General features: G+C 65.1%; 16 protein-coding genes. 14 read left to right on the plus strand and 2 right to left on the minus strand.

What is annotated here, in order from left to right; all coding sequences use genetic code 11:
• Positions 1-940 (minus strand): ESPR domain-containing protein (locus RT131_RS16440; protein ID WP_313173841.1); only part of this gene is annotated, 940 nt, incomplete at its 3' end.
• Positions 941-1,148: 208 nt separating this feature from the next.
• Positions 1,149-2,102 (minus strand): helix-turn-helix domain-containing protein, encoded by a 954-nt coding sequence (locus tag RT131_RS16445; protein WP_313173842.1) that lies wholly within the window; start codon positions 2,100-2,102, stop codon positions 1,149-1,151.
• A 488-nt stretch (positions 2,103-2,590) separates the two neighbouring features.
• On the opposite strand from RT131_RS16445, the gene RT131_RS16450 reads away from it, so the two are divergent.
• The 14 genes from RT131_RS16450 to trxA all read left to right on the plus strand — a co-directional run bounded on the left by RT131_RS16450 (position 2,591) and on the right by trxA (position 16,324).
• Positions 2,591-2,782: a Flp family type IVb pilin gene (locus RT131_RS16450; RefSeq protein ID WP_313173843.1), complete on the plus strand. Its 192-nt coding sequence runs from the start codon at positions 2,591-2,593 to the stop codon at positions 2,780-2,782.
• 15 nt (positions 2,783-2,797) lie between these two features.
• A complete protein-coding gene (locus tag RT131_RS16455) occupies positions 2,798-3,331 on the plus strand; it encodes a prepilin peptidase (protein WP_313173844.1) in 534 nt (177 codons plus the stop codon).
• Positions 3,324-3,806: a pilus assembly protein gene (locus RT131_RS16460; protein WP_313173845.1), complete on the plus strand. Its 483-nt coding sequence runs from the start codon at positions 3,324-3,326 to the stop codon at positions 3,804-3,806. Before RT131_RS16455 ends, RT131_RS16460 begins: the two co-directional genes overlap by 8 nt.
• Positions 3,807-3,836: 30 nt before the next feature.
• Positions 3,837-4,904, plus strand: coding sequence for a Flp pilus assembly protein CpaB (cpaB, locus tag RT131_RS16465; protein WP_313173846.1), 1,068 nt, complete (start codon positions 3,837-3,839; stop codon positions 4,902-4,904).
• A gap of 95 nt (positions 4,905-4,999) precedes the next feature.
• A complete protein-coding gene (locus tag RT131_RS16470; protein ID WP_313173847.1) occupies positions 5,000-6,232 on the plus strand; it encodes a type II and III secretion system protein family protein in 1,233 nt (410 codons plus the stop codon).
• A gap of 27 nt (positions 6,233-6,259) precedes the next feature.
• A complete protein-coding gene (locus RT131_RS16475) occupies positions 6,260-7,510 on the plus strand; it encodes a fimbrial protein (RefSeq protein ID WP_313173848.1) in 1,251 nt (416 codons plus the stop codon).
• Between the two features lie 2 nt (positions 7,511-7,512).
• On the plus strand, positions 7,513-8,868 hold the full coding sequence (locus RT131_RS16480; RefSeq protein WP_313173849.1) for a CpaF family protein: 1,356 nt from the start codon (positions 7,513-7,515) through the stop codon (positions 8,866-8,868).
• Complete coding sequence (locus RT131_RS16485) at positions 8,865-9,779, plus strand: type II secretion system F family protein (RefSeq protein ID WP_313173850.1); 915 nt, start codon at positions 8,865-8,867, stop codon at positions 9,777-9,779. The genes RT131_RS16480 and RT131_RS16485 overlap by 4 nt, the downstream gene beginning before the upstream one ends.
• 37 nt (positions 9,780-9,816) lie before the next feature.
• On the plus strand, positions 9,817-10,749 hold the full coding sequence (locus tag RT131_RS16490) for a type II secretion system F family protein (protein WP_313173851.1): 933 nt from the start codon (positions 9,817-9,819) through the stop codon (positions 10,747-10,749).
• A complete protein-coding gene (locus RT131_RS16495) occupies positions 10,749-11,585 on the plus strand; it encodes a Flp pilus assembly protein TadD (protein WP_313173852.1) in 837 nt (278 codons plus the stop codon). The genes RT131_RS16490 and RT131_RS16495 overlap by 1 nt, the downstream gene beginning before the upstream one ends.
• Positions 11,582-11,980 carry a DUF3613 domain-containing protein gene (locus tag RT131_RS16500; RefSeq protein WP_313173853.1) on the plus strand — a complete coding sequence of 133 codons (399 nt, stop codon included), beginning with the start codon at positions 11,582-11,584 and terminating at the stop codon, positions 11,978-11,980. The genes RT131_RS16495 and RT131_RS16500 overlap by 4 nt, the downstream gene beginning before the upstream one ends.
• A gap of 8 nt (positions 11,981-11,988) precedes the next feature.
• On the plus strand, positions 11,989-14,148 hold the full coding sequence (locus RT131_RS16505) for a TadG family pilus assembly protein (protein WP_313173854.1): 2,160 nt from the start codon (positions 11,989-11,991) through the stop codon (positions 14,146-14,148).
• A gap of 134 nt (positions 14,149-14,282) precedes the next feature.
• The gene (locus RT131_RS16510) at positions 14,283-15,017 is read left to right on the plus strand and encodes a DUF2968 domain-containing protein (RefSeq protein WP_313173855.1); all 735 of its coding nucleotides are present in this window, start codon (positions 14,283-14,285) and stop codon (positions 15,015-15,017) included.
• A gap of 443 nt (positions 15,018-15,460) precedes the next feature.
• Positions 15,461-16,324 carry a thioredoxin gene (gene trxA, locus RT131_RS16515; RefSeq protein WP_313173856.1) on the plus strand — a complete coding sequence of 288 codons (864 nt, stop codon included), beginning with the start codon at positions 15,461-15,463 and terminating at the stop codon, positions 16,322-16,324.
• Positions 16,325-16,629 lie beyond the last annotated feature (305 nt).

Genomic DNA, 16,629 nt, shown 5'->3' on the forward strand with positions numbered 1-16,629 from the left:
GCGTCACCGTTGCGCCCGCATGTGCACCCAGTGTCTGGATCGCCGCCACCGGCTGGCCACCCAGCACCTCGCCGGTCAGCTCCTTGACCGCGCCCGCCGTCGAAACCAGCGCCCCCTGCAGTGGATTCCCGCCCGGCGCATGACCTGGCAGCAACCCGCCGACCACATGGCCGACACCGCCGCCCAGATGCTCGACAAGCGGGGTCACCGTTGCGCCTGCATGTGCACCCAGTGTCTGGATTGCCGCCACCGGCTGGCCACCCAGCACCTCGGCGGTCAACTCCTTGACCGCGCCCGTCGTCGAAACCAGCGTCCCGTGCAGCGGGTTTCCGCCTTCCTCCTTGCCCGGCAGCAATACCGCTGCGATGCCCCGCAAGCCTGCGCCGGTTCCAGTCAATGGCCCGACCGTCGCCGTGACCGTGGCGTTGGCCGCTGCCGCCAGCGGCTTCACCGCAAGGGCGGCGTCGCCGACCACGGCCAGCGCCGCTGCCGGATCACCTGCTGCCCCCTGTGCATGTGCGCGCGGCAACGTGGCGCGCACGCCAAGCCGGGCGCGTATCGCTGCGGGCGCGGACGCGGCCTGCGGCTTGATCGCGACCGCAGCCGATGCATCCACCCGCAATACCGCCGGCAGCGTGACCGAGGTGCCAAGCGCAGCGCCCGCGCTGGTCGCTGGCAAGGTGGTGGCCACAATCTGCTGGGCATCGGTAGCGCTGTACTTGGCGACCAGGTCCTGCAGGTCGGCGAGCTTGGCGTCGGTTGCCGCAGCGGGGCCCGCCATCGCCAGCGCAATGGCGCTGCCCACGCCCGCCAGGCTCCAGGATACGGACGGCGACAACTTCGACGGGCCCGAGCGCTTGCCTTGCACGCTGGCCAATTCGGAACCGACAACGAATGCATTGAGTGCACGGTTCCAGACCAATCGGTAGATGCGGTTCATGTGGAGCCTCCGGTTCGACCCGTCCGGGCGCGGAGGGGTCTTGGTTCGTGAGGCCAGTACACCGCTTGCACGCGCGCCGGTTTGCGCGCATCCGGCACATCCATAGGACGATTTGGCAAAGCGATGCCCGTTGTCGGCACGCACATGCACGTATTCGGCAACAGCGATTATTGAGTGATGGACGTCACGCAGCTGGCCGACGCACAGCTCAGGCGGGCGAGTAAGTGCCGCGCATCAGGGTTTCGCTCGGCAATTCACCGAATACCTTGCGGTAGTTGTCGGCGAAGCGCGATAGATCCCACAGACCGCAGCTCAGTGCGATCGACTTGACCGACTTGCGCCCGGCATCCGCGCTGGACAGGTTGCGGCAGGCTTCGCATAGACGCAGCATCGACAGATAGCGCACCGGCGAAATACCCACCAGCTCCTCGAACGCATAGCGCAGGGCGCGCTCGCTCACACCCGCCGCATCGCACAGCTCATGCATGTAGATGTGGCGGCGCAGATTGGCGTACATCATGTCTTCAGCACGGCGGAAGATCAGATACCGCGCACGGCGGCTGCGATTGCAGCCGGCGCGCTCCGGCGGCCCGTTGGTGACCACTTCCTTGACGTGCGCATCGAGCATGGCATCGATCTCTTCACTGCCCACCTCGCCTTGCCGTATGCGTTCGTGCAGGCCCTGGTAATAGGTTTGCAGCGGCACATGCGGGCGATTGCTCAACAAGGGAACGCCGGCGGCTTCTTCCAGCGGACTGCCGAGCCGCTGTGCGGCCGCGCGCTCCTGGAAACGCTTGAGTGGAACCAGCACAAACGTCACCCGGCTACCGGCACCCAGCGCGAATTCGGTGACGCCCTCGGGCATCACCGACACGATATTGCCCGACACCAACGGGACGCCATGGCACCAGCTGCTGTCCGGATCCACCGCCTGCAGGCAACCCAACAGGCACCAATCCAGCGGCAACATGAAACGGCCGCGCGTGCGCGCGCCGATCTCGAAGGTGCAGAGCAAGGCCTGGTCGTGGACGAAGGAGGTGATCGAGGCCGTCGGCGGCTGATCGTCGAGCAACACCAATTCAACGTGGCACACCCGAAGCGTGCCACTCAGCGACGCCAGATCAAATGATCGCAAACCGTTTCCGCCGACTACCGCATCCATGTGAACGCCTTTGCGCATCCTGACCAGGACGCGCTTCAGAAGCCCGACCATCCGTTGCAGGTCAATGAGCAAAACCTGCAATCCCCTGCCGCACAGCCTGAAACCCGCATTACGGAATCACACGTGCAGGTGCGTTCAAATACGTCCTGCGCTTGGATACTGACAAAAAAAAACGATCTTCACGCCGGCTCCGCCATGGCCGATTCGCCAAGTCCATCACATATATGAAAAACAATTGATTCTTGCCGAATATGCGCATCCGCCTACGGGGCCGATTGCAATGATGTTTCCGGGCATGCGCGGCATGCCGACAGGGGACAACGGAAGCAACGGTAGGAAAGCCGCCTACATCATCCGGCACACCGTGCGACCGTCGGCACACTCTTGCCGGTGTCACGCGTATCCCAATGACCTCAATCGGGCAGCAATGCCCATCGCCCGGCTATCTGTCGGTGCACTACCGACACCGGGTCATCAGGGAGAACATCATGAACGCACAGCTGCGCAGGTTTTTCCGGGAAGAAGACGGTGTCACTGCACTGGAGTACGGGCTGTTGGCTGCGGTGGTGGCCGGCCTGATCATCTTCTTCGCACGCGATGGCCTGAGAACCGTATTCCAGACCGTCCTCGACAAGCTGACCGAACTGGTTGGCGGCGGCACCGGTAGCACGCCAGCCTGAGCTGCGGCGGCCACCATGACCCTCACCTACCTGACGGCGCTGCTGCTTGGTGCCCAGGTCGCGATCAGCGACCTGCTGGCCCGTCGCGTGTCCAACCGGACGCTGCTGGCGGTCCTTGCAGGGGTGGCGGCGATGCAGCTGCTGCAGTTTGGCAGCCCTCCGTCGCTGGCCGACTGCCTGCTCGGCGGTGTCATCGGCTTGGCCACCTTGCTGCCCTTCTATGCCGTCGGCTGGATGGGCGCAGGCGATGTGAAGCTGTTCTCGGTGATCGGCTTGCTGCTCGGCAGCACTGCCTTGCTGCCGATATGGATCATCGCCAGCCTGGCGGCCGGCCTGCATGCGCTGGTTGCCATCTGCTGGCCGCTGGCCGCCGGTTACGCCCCGCTCCCGCTGCAACGGATGGTGCTGTCGCTGCAGGGCTCCGGACGGGTAACAGACTGGCGGATGGATCTGCGCTCGGCACGTCGCGGCCGCCAGGGTATTCCCTATGCGGCCTATCTGGGGTTGGCAATGATTGCACTCGTGGCAAGCGGAGGTGCCCATGTCTAGGCGGAAAGCACCAGGCCGCCGGCGTACGCGCGGGGTAGTGACCATCGAGTTCGCGATGATGATGATGTTCGGCGTGCTGCCGTTGCTGTTCATCACCTTCACCGGCGTGATGATCTTCGCCGCCCAACAGTCACTGGCCTTGGCTGCCGGAGAAGGTGCCCGTGCGTCACTGCGTTATGGCACTACTGCCGAACGACGCAACAATGCCTGCCAGGCAGCCGCACGTTCGATGCAGTGGTTGTTGAACTACTCCAGGACCGCGGCCAGCTGTGGCACGGCCAGTGCTGCACCGATTGCGGTATCTCAACCTTATGCCTGTGCCGCCGATAGCACTGTCAAGTGCATCAAGGTGACCACCTCGTACGACCATGATGCCCACCCCTTCATGCCCGGCACTGGCACGTTGATGGGGTGGACCATGGGCAAGTCACTGAGCAGTACCGCCGTTGTTCAACTGGATCTAGGCGACCGCTGAACGCGGACTCCAAGGGGGAGGAGCTTCAAGATGCCAAAGGCAATACGCATAGCTGCAATCCTGTTGTTGGCCATCGCCGCACTGCTGATGGTGCTTGCCTTTGGATTGGGCCGCCGGGCACCAGCAGCGGCCGACAGCGCGCACGACACAGCGACGCTACGCCAACCGCCCAAGCGGCTGATGGTGGTCGCCGGCAAGGAGCTGCCGGCCGGCCAGCCAATTGCCGCCGGTGATCTCACCATCGCCGAAATGGCATTGCCGCCTGCAAACGGCTACACGGTGATCGGCGAAGTGGAAGGACGCACGCCGTCAAGAAACATCGCTGCCGGTGCAATGATCACCAGCGAGCACCTGCTGCAGGGCATTGCAATCGGCATCAAGCCAGGCGAACGCGCGGTGGCGGTTCCGGTCGACGAGCTTGCCGGGGTCAGCAATCGCGTCACGCCCGGTGATTACGTCGATGTCTTCATGAGCCTGCAGGATCCATCGGCGGCAGCCAGCGGCCGCTCCAATACCCAGGCGCGGCTGCTGCTCTCGCGCCTGCAGGTGCTCGGCTACGGCAACGCCGATGTAGGCCAACGGGCGGCCTCCGACGACGCACAGAACAATGACGTCGGCGAGCTGCCACCGGAGCCCGGCAGCCGCGCCGAAACCATCGCCGCCCGCGACAGCCGCAGCAGCGGTGCGAACAATGCCGATGCCGCACAGGCACGCAGTGCGATCCTCGCCGTCCCGGTGCAGGATGCCGGGCGCCTGTTGCTGGCCGCACACAGTGGCAAATTGTTCCTGGCGCTGCGCAACCCCGGCGACACGGGCCTGGCCGACGAAACCATCTTTGCCGCGCCGCCGCCGGTGCTGGCCTTGCGCGGCAATCTGGACGATGCCGCGGCGGAGGCTGCCGCGCGGCCGGAGAACCGTGCCTATGCCGGCATCGACCTGAGTGCGCTGGCAGGCGACGGCAGCCGCTCGACGCCGGCGACCAGCGCAAATGGCGCCACCACGGCACCGCAACGGCGGCGTTCGCCACGTCCGGCCACACGCCAGGGTATCGAGATCATCCGTGGCACGACCCCATCCAACCGTCTGTCTTCGCCATGACCGGGGGCACAATCTTGCACCAGCGCTCTTCCCGCACTGCATCGGTCCTGCTCGCCCTGGCACTTGTTGCGGCGAGCGGCAGCCTGCCGCCGCTGATGCCGCTCGCCCAGGCGCAGACCAGCAGCAGCGTCGTTCTCGAACTCAACGAACAGCGTCCCTGGACCCTGCCGGCGGGCGTGGAGCGCATCGCCATCGCCGATCCTTCGATCGCCGATATCACCCGTATCGGCCGCAACAGCGAAGCGTTGCTGGTTGGCAAGTCCGCAGGCAGCACCACCTTGCTGCTGTGGCTGCAGAAGCAGGCTGCGCCATCGCGTATCCGCGTTGAAGTGCGCAACGCGGTGCAAGGCGGCCTGCTGACTGACAACGGCAACCTGCTCACCGTGCAGGATGGCCAGGCCCTGCTGTCGGGCAGCGCAAGCTCCCTGCTGGAACACGAAGCCCGTCGCAAGGCCGCCGCCTCCGCCATTGGCGAAAAGGGGGTGATCAGCGACGTCGCGACCATTGCCAGCAGCGGCGTGGTGCAGGTCGAGGTGAAGGTGGTGGAGTTCAACAAAAGCGTGTTGCGTCAGGTTGGCATCAACTTCAAGAACATCAACGGCGGCTTCAGCTACGGCATGACCTCTCCCAGCAGCGGCGGCGACGGTGGTGCGCTTTCGTCGGCCTTCAAGTTGATCGCCAAATCCGTCCCCGGTGCCTGGGAGGCCAATATCGACCTGCTGCAGGCCAACGGCATGGCGCGGGTACTGGCCGAGCCGACCCTGGTGGCGTTGTCCGGGCAGAGCGCGAGCTTTCTGGCCGGTGGCGAGCTGCCCATCCTGGAACCGCAGGGACTGGGCACCACCACCGTCAGCTTCAAGCCGTTTGGCATTGGTTTGACCGTTACCCCTACGGTGCTGTCCGCCGACCGCATCGCATTGAAGGTGGCGCCGGAAGCCAGTGACCTGGATTACACCCGCGGCATCACCCTGGATGGCACCCAGATCCCGGCCATCTCCACCCGCCGTGCCGACACCACGGTGGAATTGGGCGATGGCGAGAGCTTCGTCATCGGCGGACTGGTCAGCAGCCAACTGTCTTCCAACGTCAACAAGATCCCGCTGCTGGGCGACATTCCGGTGCTTGGCTCGTTCTTCCGCAATCTCAGCTACAAGCGCGAAGACAAGGAACTGGTAATCGTCGTCACACCGCGCCTGGTCAAGCCGCTGGCGCGTGGCACCGACATTCCCCTGCCCGGCCAACGCGAAGCACAGCCGCGCCTTCCGGTCTGGGGCGCATGGCTGCTGCATCCGGCCAGCCCCGACCAACTCCCCGGTTTCTCACGCTGACGTATTCCCATGCCCCCGGTGATGCCATTGCCCCAGACCCAACGCCATGCTGAGCTGAATCTGCTGCTGTACGCACCGGATAACCGCCACATGGCGCGGCTGGGGGCGGCACTGGCGGGGCAGGCCAACCTGCGCTGGGTCGACAGTCGCGAAACCGCGCCGCGGCAACTGCTGGAGGCCGCGGCGGCGTCGGCGTTCGTGCTGCTCGACTACTGCGGTGGCAACGCTGCCTATTCCACCGATCTGGCCCGGCAGCTGCATGCATTGCCTGCTTGCCCGGCGCTGATCGGCCTGGGCACTACCGGTCCGGAACAGGCTGCACACCTGCTGGCGGCGATGCGCGCCGGCGTCTGCGACTTCATCGACATCGACAACAGCACCGCGCAGATGCTGGAGGTATTTGAACGCGTCGCAGCCGTCCCCACCCCCGCGCGCGTGGCAACCACGCCGGAACTGCGCCCGGACGGCCGCCTGATCGTGTTGTTGGGCGTGCGCCCCGGCGTGGGCACCAGCACCCTGGCAACCCATCTGGGAGTGAGTCTGGCCGAACAGAACCCGGTGTCGCCCGATGCTGCCGGCCTGCAGGGTTGGCTGCTGCTGATCGACCTGGGCCAACCCGCTGCCGATGCCGCGCTGTACCTGGGCATGGAAAGCCACTTCAGCTATGAGGAAGCACTGCGCAACGTCGAACGAATGGATCGCACCTTCGCCGGCACGGCCTTTGCACATCACCCCAGCGGCATGGCGCTGCTCGGCATCGCCAGCGGCAGCTTGCTGAAGAAGCACGAGCCGATCACGTTGCTGGACCGCCTGCGCAGCGTTTTCCCGCTGAGCCTGTGCGATGTTGGCGGCCTGCCGGTACAGCTGCTACCCACCACACTGCTCAAAAGCGCCTCCGAGGTCTGGCTGGTCACCGACCAGGCCATCGGTTCACTGGTCTCCCTCGACCAGACCATGCGCGAGCTGGAAAGCCGTGGCCTGCGCGACGAACGCCTGCAACTGATCGTCAACCGCTTCGATCCCAACGGCGGCCTGGCCGATACCCAGATCGCGCAGCGCTTCAACCTGCCGCTGCTGGCCACGCTCCCGGACCGCTCGCGGGTGCTGCGCTCCAACGCAGGACTGGGCCGGCTGCTGACAGATGCGGCCCCGCGCGATCCCTATCTCAAGGCCCTGCAGCCACTGCTGCAGCGGCTGGACCGGCGTCGTCTCGCCCCGTCTCCGACCACCGCACCGGCCTCACCGCTGGCGCGTCTCGCCAATCTGCTGGGTAGATAACAATGGAAGACAAAGTCACCCCCTTGTCCCCCCGCATCGCCGCCGCGGCACTCTCGGTGGAAGCGGCACCGAGCGTGCCGTTCGAGCAGACCGAACAGTTCCAGAGCGTGCTGTCCGCCGCCCATGAGTACCTGCTCAACCATGTCGAGGACCAGCGCGTCGATATCGATTCCTGGTCACCAGAAACCATCGGCAAGTACGTGCGCACGCAGACCGCCGCCTTCGTCAAGGAATGGAAGATCCCCGTCAACGCACAGGAAATGGAAGCCGTTGCCAGCGCTCTGCACAAGGAGCTGACCGGCTTCGGGCCGCTCGATGACCTGCTGCATGATCCGGAGATCGAGGACATCCTGATCAACGGCTACAAGGACGTGCATGTCTCTGCCGGCGGCATGCTGCGTCGTTCGACCCAGCGCTTCAGCGATGACCGCCACCTGCTGCGCATCCTGCGCCGCATCATCGCCCCGCTCGGCCGGCGCCTGGACGACTCCAACCCGATGGTCGACGCGCGCCTGCCCAATGGCGGCCGCCTCAACGCCATCATCTCGCCGTTGGCCGTCGACGGGCCGATGGTATCGATACGCAAGTTCCGCAAGGACCCGTTCACCCCGGACGAACTGCTCGGCCGTGGCGCGTTCGACAAACCCATGTATGCATTGCTCAACGCGATGGTGCGAGGGCGCTGCAACATCCTGATCTCCGGCGGTACCAGCTCCGGCAAGACATCACTGCTCAATGCACTGGCAACCTTCATCCCGCACAACGAGCGGGTCGTCACCGTGGAGGACACCGCCGAGCTCGCCCTGAACCACCCGCATGTCGTGCGCCTGGAGTCACGCATGGGCGGCTTTGATGGCAGCGGCGCGGTCAGCATCCGCGACCTGGTGCGCAACAGCCTGCGCATGCGTCCGGACCGCATCGTGGTTGGCGAGGTCCGTGGCGCCGAAGTGCTGGAAATGCTGCAGGCAATGAACACCGGTCACGACGGCTCGATGGCTACCGTGCACGCCAACAACGCGCGCGACTGCCTGTACCGGCTGGAAATGCTGGCCGGCTTTGCCGGATTCCAGGGCAGCGAGGACAGCCTGCGCCGGCAGATCGCCAGCGCCATCGATTTCATCGTGCAGATTTCGCGACTGGGCAGTGGCCGCCGGGTGATCGTTTCCATCACCGAGATCACCGGCGTCAGCGACAACGTCATCACCAGCCAGGAGCTGTTCAAGCACGAGGCATGGGTTGACCAGGACAACCGCGAACGTGATCGTTGGACAGGGCTGGGCTTCCATCCGCACTGCTACAAGCTCGAGCCGTTCCGGCAGGAGCTGCGCGAGGCCAACATGGGGAGCTTCTCTTCATGATGGTGCCGCTGCTGCTGGGGAGTGTCGCGCTTGGGCTGGTGGCGGTCGCCATGGGCCTGTGGTGGGGGCTTGCCACCCGCGTGCAGCAGCGCGCCGCCGCCAGCCACGCCGACACCCGGCTGTCGCAGCCCGGCCCACAGCGTGCGGCCGAAGAAGCGCGCAACACCCGCCCCGCCGGCAAGCGCTGGGCCGAGCTGCTGCGTCGTGCCGGCCTGACGGACACACCGCGCACGCTGTTGATGCTCGCCTTGCCCGCCATCGGCCTTCCCATCGCGGCCGGCCTGCGCCTGGGCAGTGCCTGGTTCGGGGTCTTTGTGCTGGCGCTCTACCTGCTGGGCGTGGCGCTATGGCTGTACCGGCGCATCGACAAGATCCAGCAACGGCTGGTCGCGCAGATGCCGGACTTCCTGGAGAACATGGTGCGCATGGCCGGCATCGGCAACAGCCTGTCGATGGCATTCCAGAGCGCTACCCAGAACGTCGATCCACCGTTGCGCCCCATCCTCGACAACGCGCTGACCTATACCCGCGCGGGCATGGACCTGGACCGCGCCCTGCAGCACGCCGCGCAGGCCTATCGGCTGCGTCCGCTGGAAATGCTGGCAGTGATCCTCGGTACCAGCATCCGCATCGGTGGCCGCAGCGACCAGATACTGCAACGCATGAGTGATTTCATGCGCGACCTGGAGGAAGTCCAGCGCGAACTGCAGGCCACAACCTCCGAGACCCGGATGTCGGCCTGGGTATTGGCCCTGCTACCGGTGGGCGCAGCACTGTCGATGGCGCTGATGAGCCCGGATTTCTTCCAGCCCATGTTCCATGAGCCACTCGGCAAGAAGATCCTGCTGATCGCAGTGCTGCTGGAGCTGTTTGGCGGTTTCCTGCTGTACCGGCTGGCCAAATCGCTATGACGGCGCGCACGTCCTCCTCCCTTCGCAGGAGCGCAGCATGAATCTGCTGTTGACCATCGCCATGATGCTGGTCGTGCTGGCCCTGGTATTGGCGGCGGCCGGCCTGCTCTATCGCGGGCGGCGCAGCCAGCAGGCCGGTGCGGCCTTGCAGAGCGCGCTGGACACTGCCCAGCATGTGGAACCGCACAATGCGCCGAAGATCGGCTGGTGGCGGCAGCGTCTGGCCGATCTTGCCGCCATTGGCCAGCACTTCGATGGCAGCCGCTTGCAGAAAGCCTTGTTGGCGCCGGAGGACAGACTGCTGCTGGAACAGGTGGGCTGGAACCACAACACCGGCACTGCCGCCTTTCTCGCCACCCGACTGTTGCTGGCCGTGCTGATGCCCTTCATCGCCGTGCTGGTGCTGCAGCCGCACGGCGGCGATACCCTGATCGTCCTGCTGGTCGGCTTTGCCCTGGGCATCCTGTTGCCGAAACTGCTGCTGCGCAGCTGGGCTGCGCGCCTGCGCAGGAAAGTGGATGAAGAACTGCCCTTGCTGATCGACCTGCTGCGGCTGCTGCAGGGCGTGGGCTTCAGCATCGACCAGAGCCTGCAGATGGTCGCCGAGAAACTGCATATCGCCATCCCCGTGCTGGGCCGCGAACTGCAGCTGGCCAATGCCGGGTACAGCCGCGGCCGCAGTCGCGCGCAATCGCTGCGGCGCCTGTCCGAGTCGTTCGACAACGACGACCTGCGCAGCCTGATACAGATGATATTGCAGGTGCACCAGCATGGCGGCGCGGTGCAGGAACCGCTCAAGCAGTTCGGCATGCGCCTGCGCGAGCAGCGCCGCATGAAGATGAAGGAGAAGGTCGGCAAGCTTTCGGTGAAGATGACCGTGGTGATGATGGTCACCTTGCTGCCGGCGTTGATGTTGGTACTGGCCGGGCCGGCGATCATCTCGCTGGCCGCCGCGATCAAGGGGATGTGATGAAGATCGGTGCGTCGAAAGCCAAGACGGTGCTGCTGATTGTGCTGTTTCCTGCGCTGCTGGCCGGCTGCGGTGGCAAGCATGCCGCCTACCGGCAAGCTCCCGTGGAACCGGCCCTGGTGGAGGCCCCCCAGGATGACCGCGGCATGTATCTGGGACTGCTCAGGCAGATGCAACAGCAAGGCGCCTACTACGCCTCGCTGGCGCATATCGATGCCTTCCGGCAACGCTTCGGCGACAGTCCGGAACTGCGCATCCTGCAGGCCAACGCACTGCGCGAAACCGGCGATCGCAGCACGGCCGGCAACATCTATCGTGGCCTGACCAAAGGCGCCCAGGCCGCGCCGGCCTGGCATGGGCTTGGCCTGATCGCGGCCGACGCGCGTGACCACGATGGCGCGCGCCTTGCACTGGAAAGCGCCGTGCGTGCCGATCCACTCAACATCGCCTACCTGGGCGATCTTGGCTTCGCGCTGCTGCAGGCTGGCCAATTCGAACAGGCGCGTGCACCGCTGGCAAAAGCGGCGGAGCTCGCACCGGAAAACATCCGCGCCATCTCCAACCTAGCCCTGTGGGCAATGCTGTCAGGGCAGCATGCGACGGCCGAGAGCATGATCCAGCGCGCCGACCTGCCGCAGTCGGCACGAAGCGAAATCTACCGCCTGGCACAAACCTTGAGACAGGCAGCCGCCGCCAGCAATGCCAACGCAGTCAACAACACCACTGCCCTGGCCGTGCAACCACCTGGCAGCAGCACGCAGCGGCCCCGTCCGCCGGGCTCGATGCTCGATCGCTTCAACCCCACGACGGCCACTTTGCAGGAGGCAACGCCATGAACCGAACTGTTCGCCTCCCCTGCGCATGGCTGCTGGGCATGCTCGGCATCTGCGCATCGGCGCAGGCACAGCATGCGCCGTTGATCGAACGCATGGCGGATCCAGATCCGGCCACCACCCCCGCTACTGCAACGGACGCACCGGACACCGTCGCGGACAGCCGCGCCGCCGCCACGCGCCAACGCACCTACCTGCCCCGTTCGCAGGTAGGTGACACCACCCGCAGCCTGCTGCAGCTGCAGGCCGACAGCGGTCGTCCCGGCAATGCCCTGCCGATGCTTGGTGAAGCCGCCAGCCGCAGCTACCAGCGTTATCTCGACAGTTTCAGCCATCCCATCCCCGAGTACTTCGAAGCCGCACTCCCCGATCCCAAGCAAGGCGGCAGTAGCCGCTGAGGCCAACCATGTACAGCCCGCGCCTGTCTTCGCCCCCGCCCGCACGCGCGCCAAGCGATCCCCGCCACAGCGCGCGGCAGCGTGGGGGCGCCGGCCTGCCGATGATGTTGTTGCTGCTCGGCCTGGTGGTGATCCTCGGGCTGGTCGAGGTCGGCTATCTGTACTGGAGCAAACGCGATGTACAGAAGACCGCCGACCTGGCAGCACTGGCGGGCGCGCAGCGGCTTGAGCTGTGCACTACCGATTACAAGGACAACCTGGCAGCGCGCAGCAACGCGGTGACCGACAACCAGTTCTCCGGCCAGCTGGCGATCAACTGCGGCTATTGGGGGGCCGAGTTGGCGCCCGGCGCGCGCTTTGTAGCGGTCGCCAGCAGCCGTCCCTTGAACGCCGTGCAGGTCACCGCCTCGCGGCAGGCGATACCGCTGCTGGGGCAGTTCACTTCACTGCCCCGCGTCAATGCCACTGCTGTGGCCAAGCGCATTTCACCGCAAGCGGCCTTCAGCGTTGGTTCGCGCCTGCTCAACACCAACAGCAATGCACCCTTGCAGGGAATACTGCGCCTGGTCGGGGTCGACCTTACCCAGACCCAGATCGCCAGTTACCAGGGCCTGGCCAACGTCAATATCACCCCGCGCGGATTGCTGCAGGCATTGGGCATCCCGGTCGCCACGGACCTCAATGTCGGTGAATTGAACACTCTGCTGGCGGCCAACAAAGTGTCGGTGGGCAGGCTGCTGGAGGTGATGGCCAACCTGGCCAGCCAACAGGGACTGGCCGCGGTTGATCTGCGCCTGCTGCAGCAGAAACTGCTCGACAAGGGCATCAGCGGCCTGCTGCTGCAACTGGGCTCCAACGCCACCAGCAGCGGTCTGTTCGCGCAGATAGCCGGCGGCAGCGACGCCGCCAATGGCGCACTGGATGTGGACCTCAATGCGCTGGATCTACTGGGCACCAGCATCTCCATTGCCAATGCGAAGCACGCTGTCGCGGTGCCGCAGCTGGATCTGCTGGGCCTCAGCGCCAAGGCCAGCATCGTCGAACCGGCCTCGATCGGCATCGGCCCGGTTGGCACCACCGCCTATAACAGCCAGGTCCGGCTGTTTCTGGATATCGACTCCGAGCGGATCCCCGCGCTGGGTCCGATCCTGACCTGGCTGGGCACACGCATCCGCTTGCCCACCTATATCGATGTGATCGACGGTTTCGGCCGGCTCACCGCCATCGATTGCGCCAGCCAACCGGCAACAGCCACCATCGATGTCACCAGCGCCATCGCCAATGTGTGCATCGGCAAGGCAACCACTCCCTGGGACTCCACCCGCGAGTTGTGCCGAACCGGCCTGGGCAGTGAGACCCTGGTCAGCCTGCTCGGCCGCGACGTACTCAACAAGAAGGTCACGCTGGAAGCCTTGTCGCAACGTGAGTCGTTGCGACTGAGCGCCGGTGAGACCGGCACGGTCAAGCCCAATGACCTGAAGATAGGCAAGCTGGTCGACGATCTGCTCAAGGAGCTGCTGGACACCCTGGGCGCATTGTTCGCCTCGCAAGGCGACAACAATGACGTCGCCAAGCAGTTGGCCACCCAGTATCTGGAGGCCACCAAGGTCAACGGCCTCTACAATCCCGCCAAGGTCGTGCAGGCCTTGCAGAACGGCCAGCAGAACGCGGCCAGCCAGGTCAACCTGCCGGCACTCGGCGACTGGACCACCGATATCCCCGGTTGCAAATACGTCGTGCTGGTCTGCATGCCCGCCAAGGTACCGGGTAGCGTCTGGGAGGGTTTCAAGCGCGAGACCGGGATCAGCGACATCAGTCTGGTCGGAGGCCTGCTGGATGCCTTGGGCCTGACCGCCTGCGATGGCCTGATCAACGGACTGCTGCGTTACAACGACTGCGTGCGCGATGCCTTGGTCAAATACCTGCAGACCAAGCCCGGCGGACTCAGTGGTGCCGGCGGCTACAACCCGACCACGGGTACGGGCAGTTGCAGCAGTGGGCTGTGCCTGTTGCTCAAGCCCGTGGTTGATGGCTTCCTGCGCCCCTTGCTGGACGGGGTTGGCAAGCTGCTCAGGGACGTGCTTTCGGAAGTGCTTGGCCTGCAGCTGGGTCGCACCGACGTACATATGCAATCCATCCAGTGCGGCCGCAGCCAACTGGTCGAATGAGTTCCTTCCGAAACCGTGCAGACGCCCACGCCACGGGGCTTTCCAGCGCCGGAGCGCATGCTATGCTCAGCCGCGTACAGTGTGCATTCATGAATTGCGATAGCCATCGCAGTTCGGAGGAGTTACGAGGACTTATGACAAGGATCGAGATGCTTCCGAGCCGGCTTGCGTGTGCACTGCTGCTTGTAGTCGGCCTGCTGGCGGCACCTGCCGCGATGGCCGGGCGTTGGCAACGTGGTGAGGCCGAGGTACCGGCTGCCCCCGCCAACAGCGAGGACAGCGCGGTCGGCAATACCGTCGCCGAGCTGAAACGGCTGATGGGCAACCAGGAGCTTACCGAGCTGCGCACCACCTATAACGGCAATTACGGTGCCAGCCTGCTGTTCCATGCAGACTCCCTGAACTACTACGTCGCGCTGTTCCACGAGAAGGAGTTCTGGCGGGTGATCCGCACCGAATCGGTGGAAAACGCCGAAACGCTTTACCTCACCTTCGCCGACCAGACCAAGCAATTGGCGCAGGTCTATCTGGACACCATCCGCCTGCAGGCCGGCAAGGCCTACAGTGAGAAGCTGGTGGCCATGAACGAGCGCCGCCTGCGCGGGTTGCAGCAGGAAGTGGAACAACAGCGCCAGCAGTCGCTGCAGGTCAGCAACGCCTTGCAGGAGCGCAAGCAACAGGCGGTGGCATTGAGCTCGGACCTGCGCGCCACCAATACCCAGTTGGAAGCCCTGAACCAGCAGATCAAGGCCTTGCAGGCGCAGCAGGTCAATCCTGAGTTGACCCTGCCAGCCACGCCCGCCGTTGCCCCGGTGACTGCGGCCACCCCGGTGATCCACACGCCCCAGGAACCAGCCAGCAACCCCTGAGGTCCTGGCTTCAGCGCAAAAACGCGAACGCCGCCTTCCTTCGGGAAAGGCGGCGTTTTTGTAGTGCCGAGCCATGCTCGGCAAGGGCTTGCCCAGCAACGCATCAGCCCCGGATCACCCGCAGGAGCAGTGCAGGCGGGCCTCGGGCCATAAGCTGCGCAGCCACCACGGCATCAGCCCGCGAAGAGCATACCCCTCCCCAACCCTCCCCTTCGCTGCGCGAAAGAGAGGGAGCAACGCAAAGTGCGGAGCTGTGCGCCGCAAGGGATTGCCCGGGAAAACCCCTGCCGGGCATGGCTCGGCACTACGGGCACTGTCGGTGAAACCCAGTACCTGACGCCCTGCCGCCCGCGCCTGCTATTTGCCCTGCCAGCCCCCACAGAACTTGAGAACCCGCCCGGCCGTCGCCATAAAGGAAGTTCCTGACAGCAACGTAGCCAGCCATGAGCGATCTTCCCCACGTATTCGAGGCCACCACCGAAACCTTCGAAGCCGAAGTCCTGCAGAAATCCATGCAGACCCCGGTGTTGGTCGATTTCTGGGCGACCTGGTGCGGGCCGTGCAAGAGCCTGGGCCCGATCCTGGAGAAGCTGGCGGGCGAGTACAACGGTGCCTTCGAACTGGCCAAGGTCGATGTGGACAAGGAGCAGCAGATCGCTGCGGCCTTCCAGATCCGCTCCGTACCCACTGTCTTCCTGATCAAGGACGGGCAGATCGTTGATGGCTTCCCCGGCGCGATGCCTGAGGGTCAGCTCCGCGAATTCCTGACCCAGCACGGCGTCAGCCCTGCCGAGGCGGATGCTGCCATCGAGGACGAAGCCCAGGCCTTGCCGTTGGACCCGGCCGCCGAAGTTGCCGCCTTGCGCGAGGCCATCGCTGCCGAGCCGGACAAGGCCGAGCTCAAGCTGGACCTTGCCTTGGCCCTGCTCAAGACCGGCGCCACCAGTGAAGCCGGTGCACTGCTTGACGGCCTGCCGGCCAACCTCGCGACTGACGACCGTGCCATCCGCGCACGCGCCCGTCTGGATTTCGCCGCCGCCCTGCAGGACGCACCTGCCAGCGAGGCGCTGGCGGCCCGCCTGCAGGCCGACGGCAATGATCTGGAAGCACGCTACCTGCTCGGCATCCATCATCTGCTCGCCGGTGCCGACGAAGCCGCGTTGGAACAGTTCATCGAGATGCTGCGCATCGACCGCAGCTTCCGCGACAGCCTGCCGAAGAAGGCACTGATCGATGCGTTCCGCGTCATCGAAGACGAGGACCTGGTGGGCCGCTACCGCCGCAAGATGTCTTCGCTACTGTTTTAACTTAACGCCAGACAGTTCAATTCGCGTGTCAATTGCACGAAAATTGACAGCCCATCGTGGATGATCGCGCCGTGGCCCTTGCCACGGCAGCCCGGATCACCAAACGATGAAGCCGCAATCAGCACGATGCCAGCGTAACGGACACGCGTTTTTGGAGCCCAAGTGGCCGTGAGAAACATCGACGTTCGCCCCTCCCTTGTGCAGCTGCTGGTGGCTGCAGTGCTGCTGTGTTGGGCAACATTTGCCAGTGCCCAGGATTGGACCTATCGCGCCCGCCCCGGCGACACCTTGTGAGACCTGGGTGC

This window comes from Stenotrophomonas sp. (genome assembly GCF_032066555.1).
In the GTDB taxonomy this organism is placed as follows: domain Bacteria; phylum Pseudomonadota; class Gammaproteobacteria; order Xanthomonadales; family Xanthomonadaceae; genus Stenotrophomonas.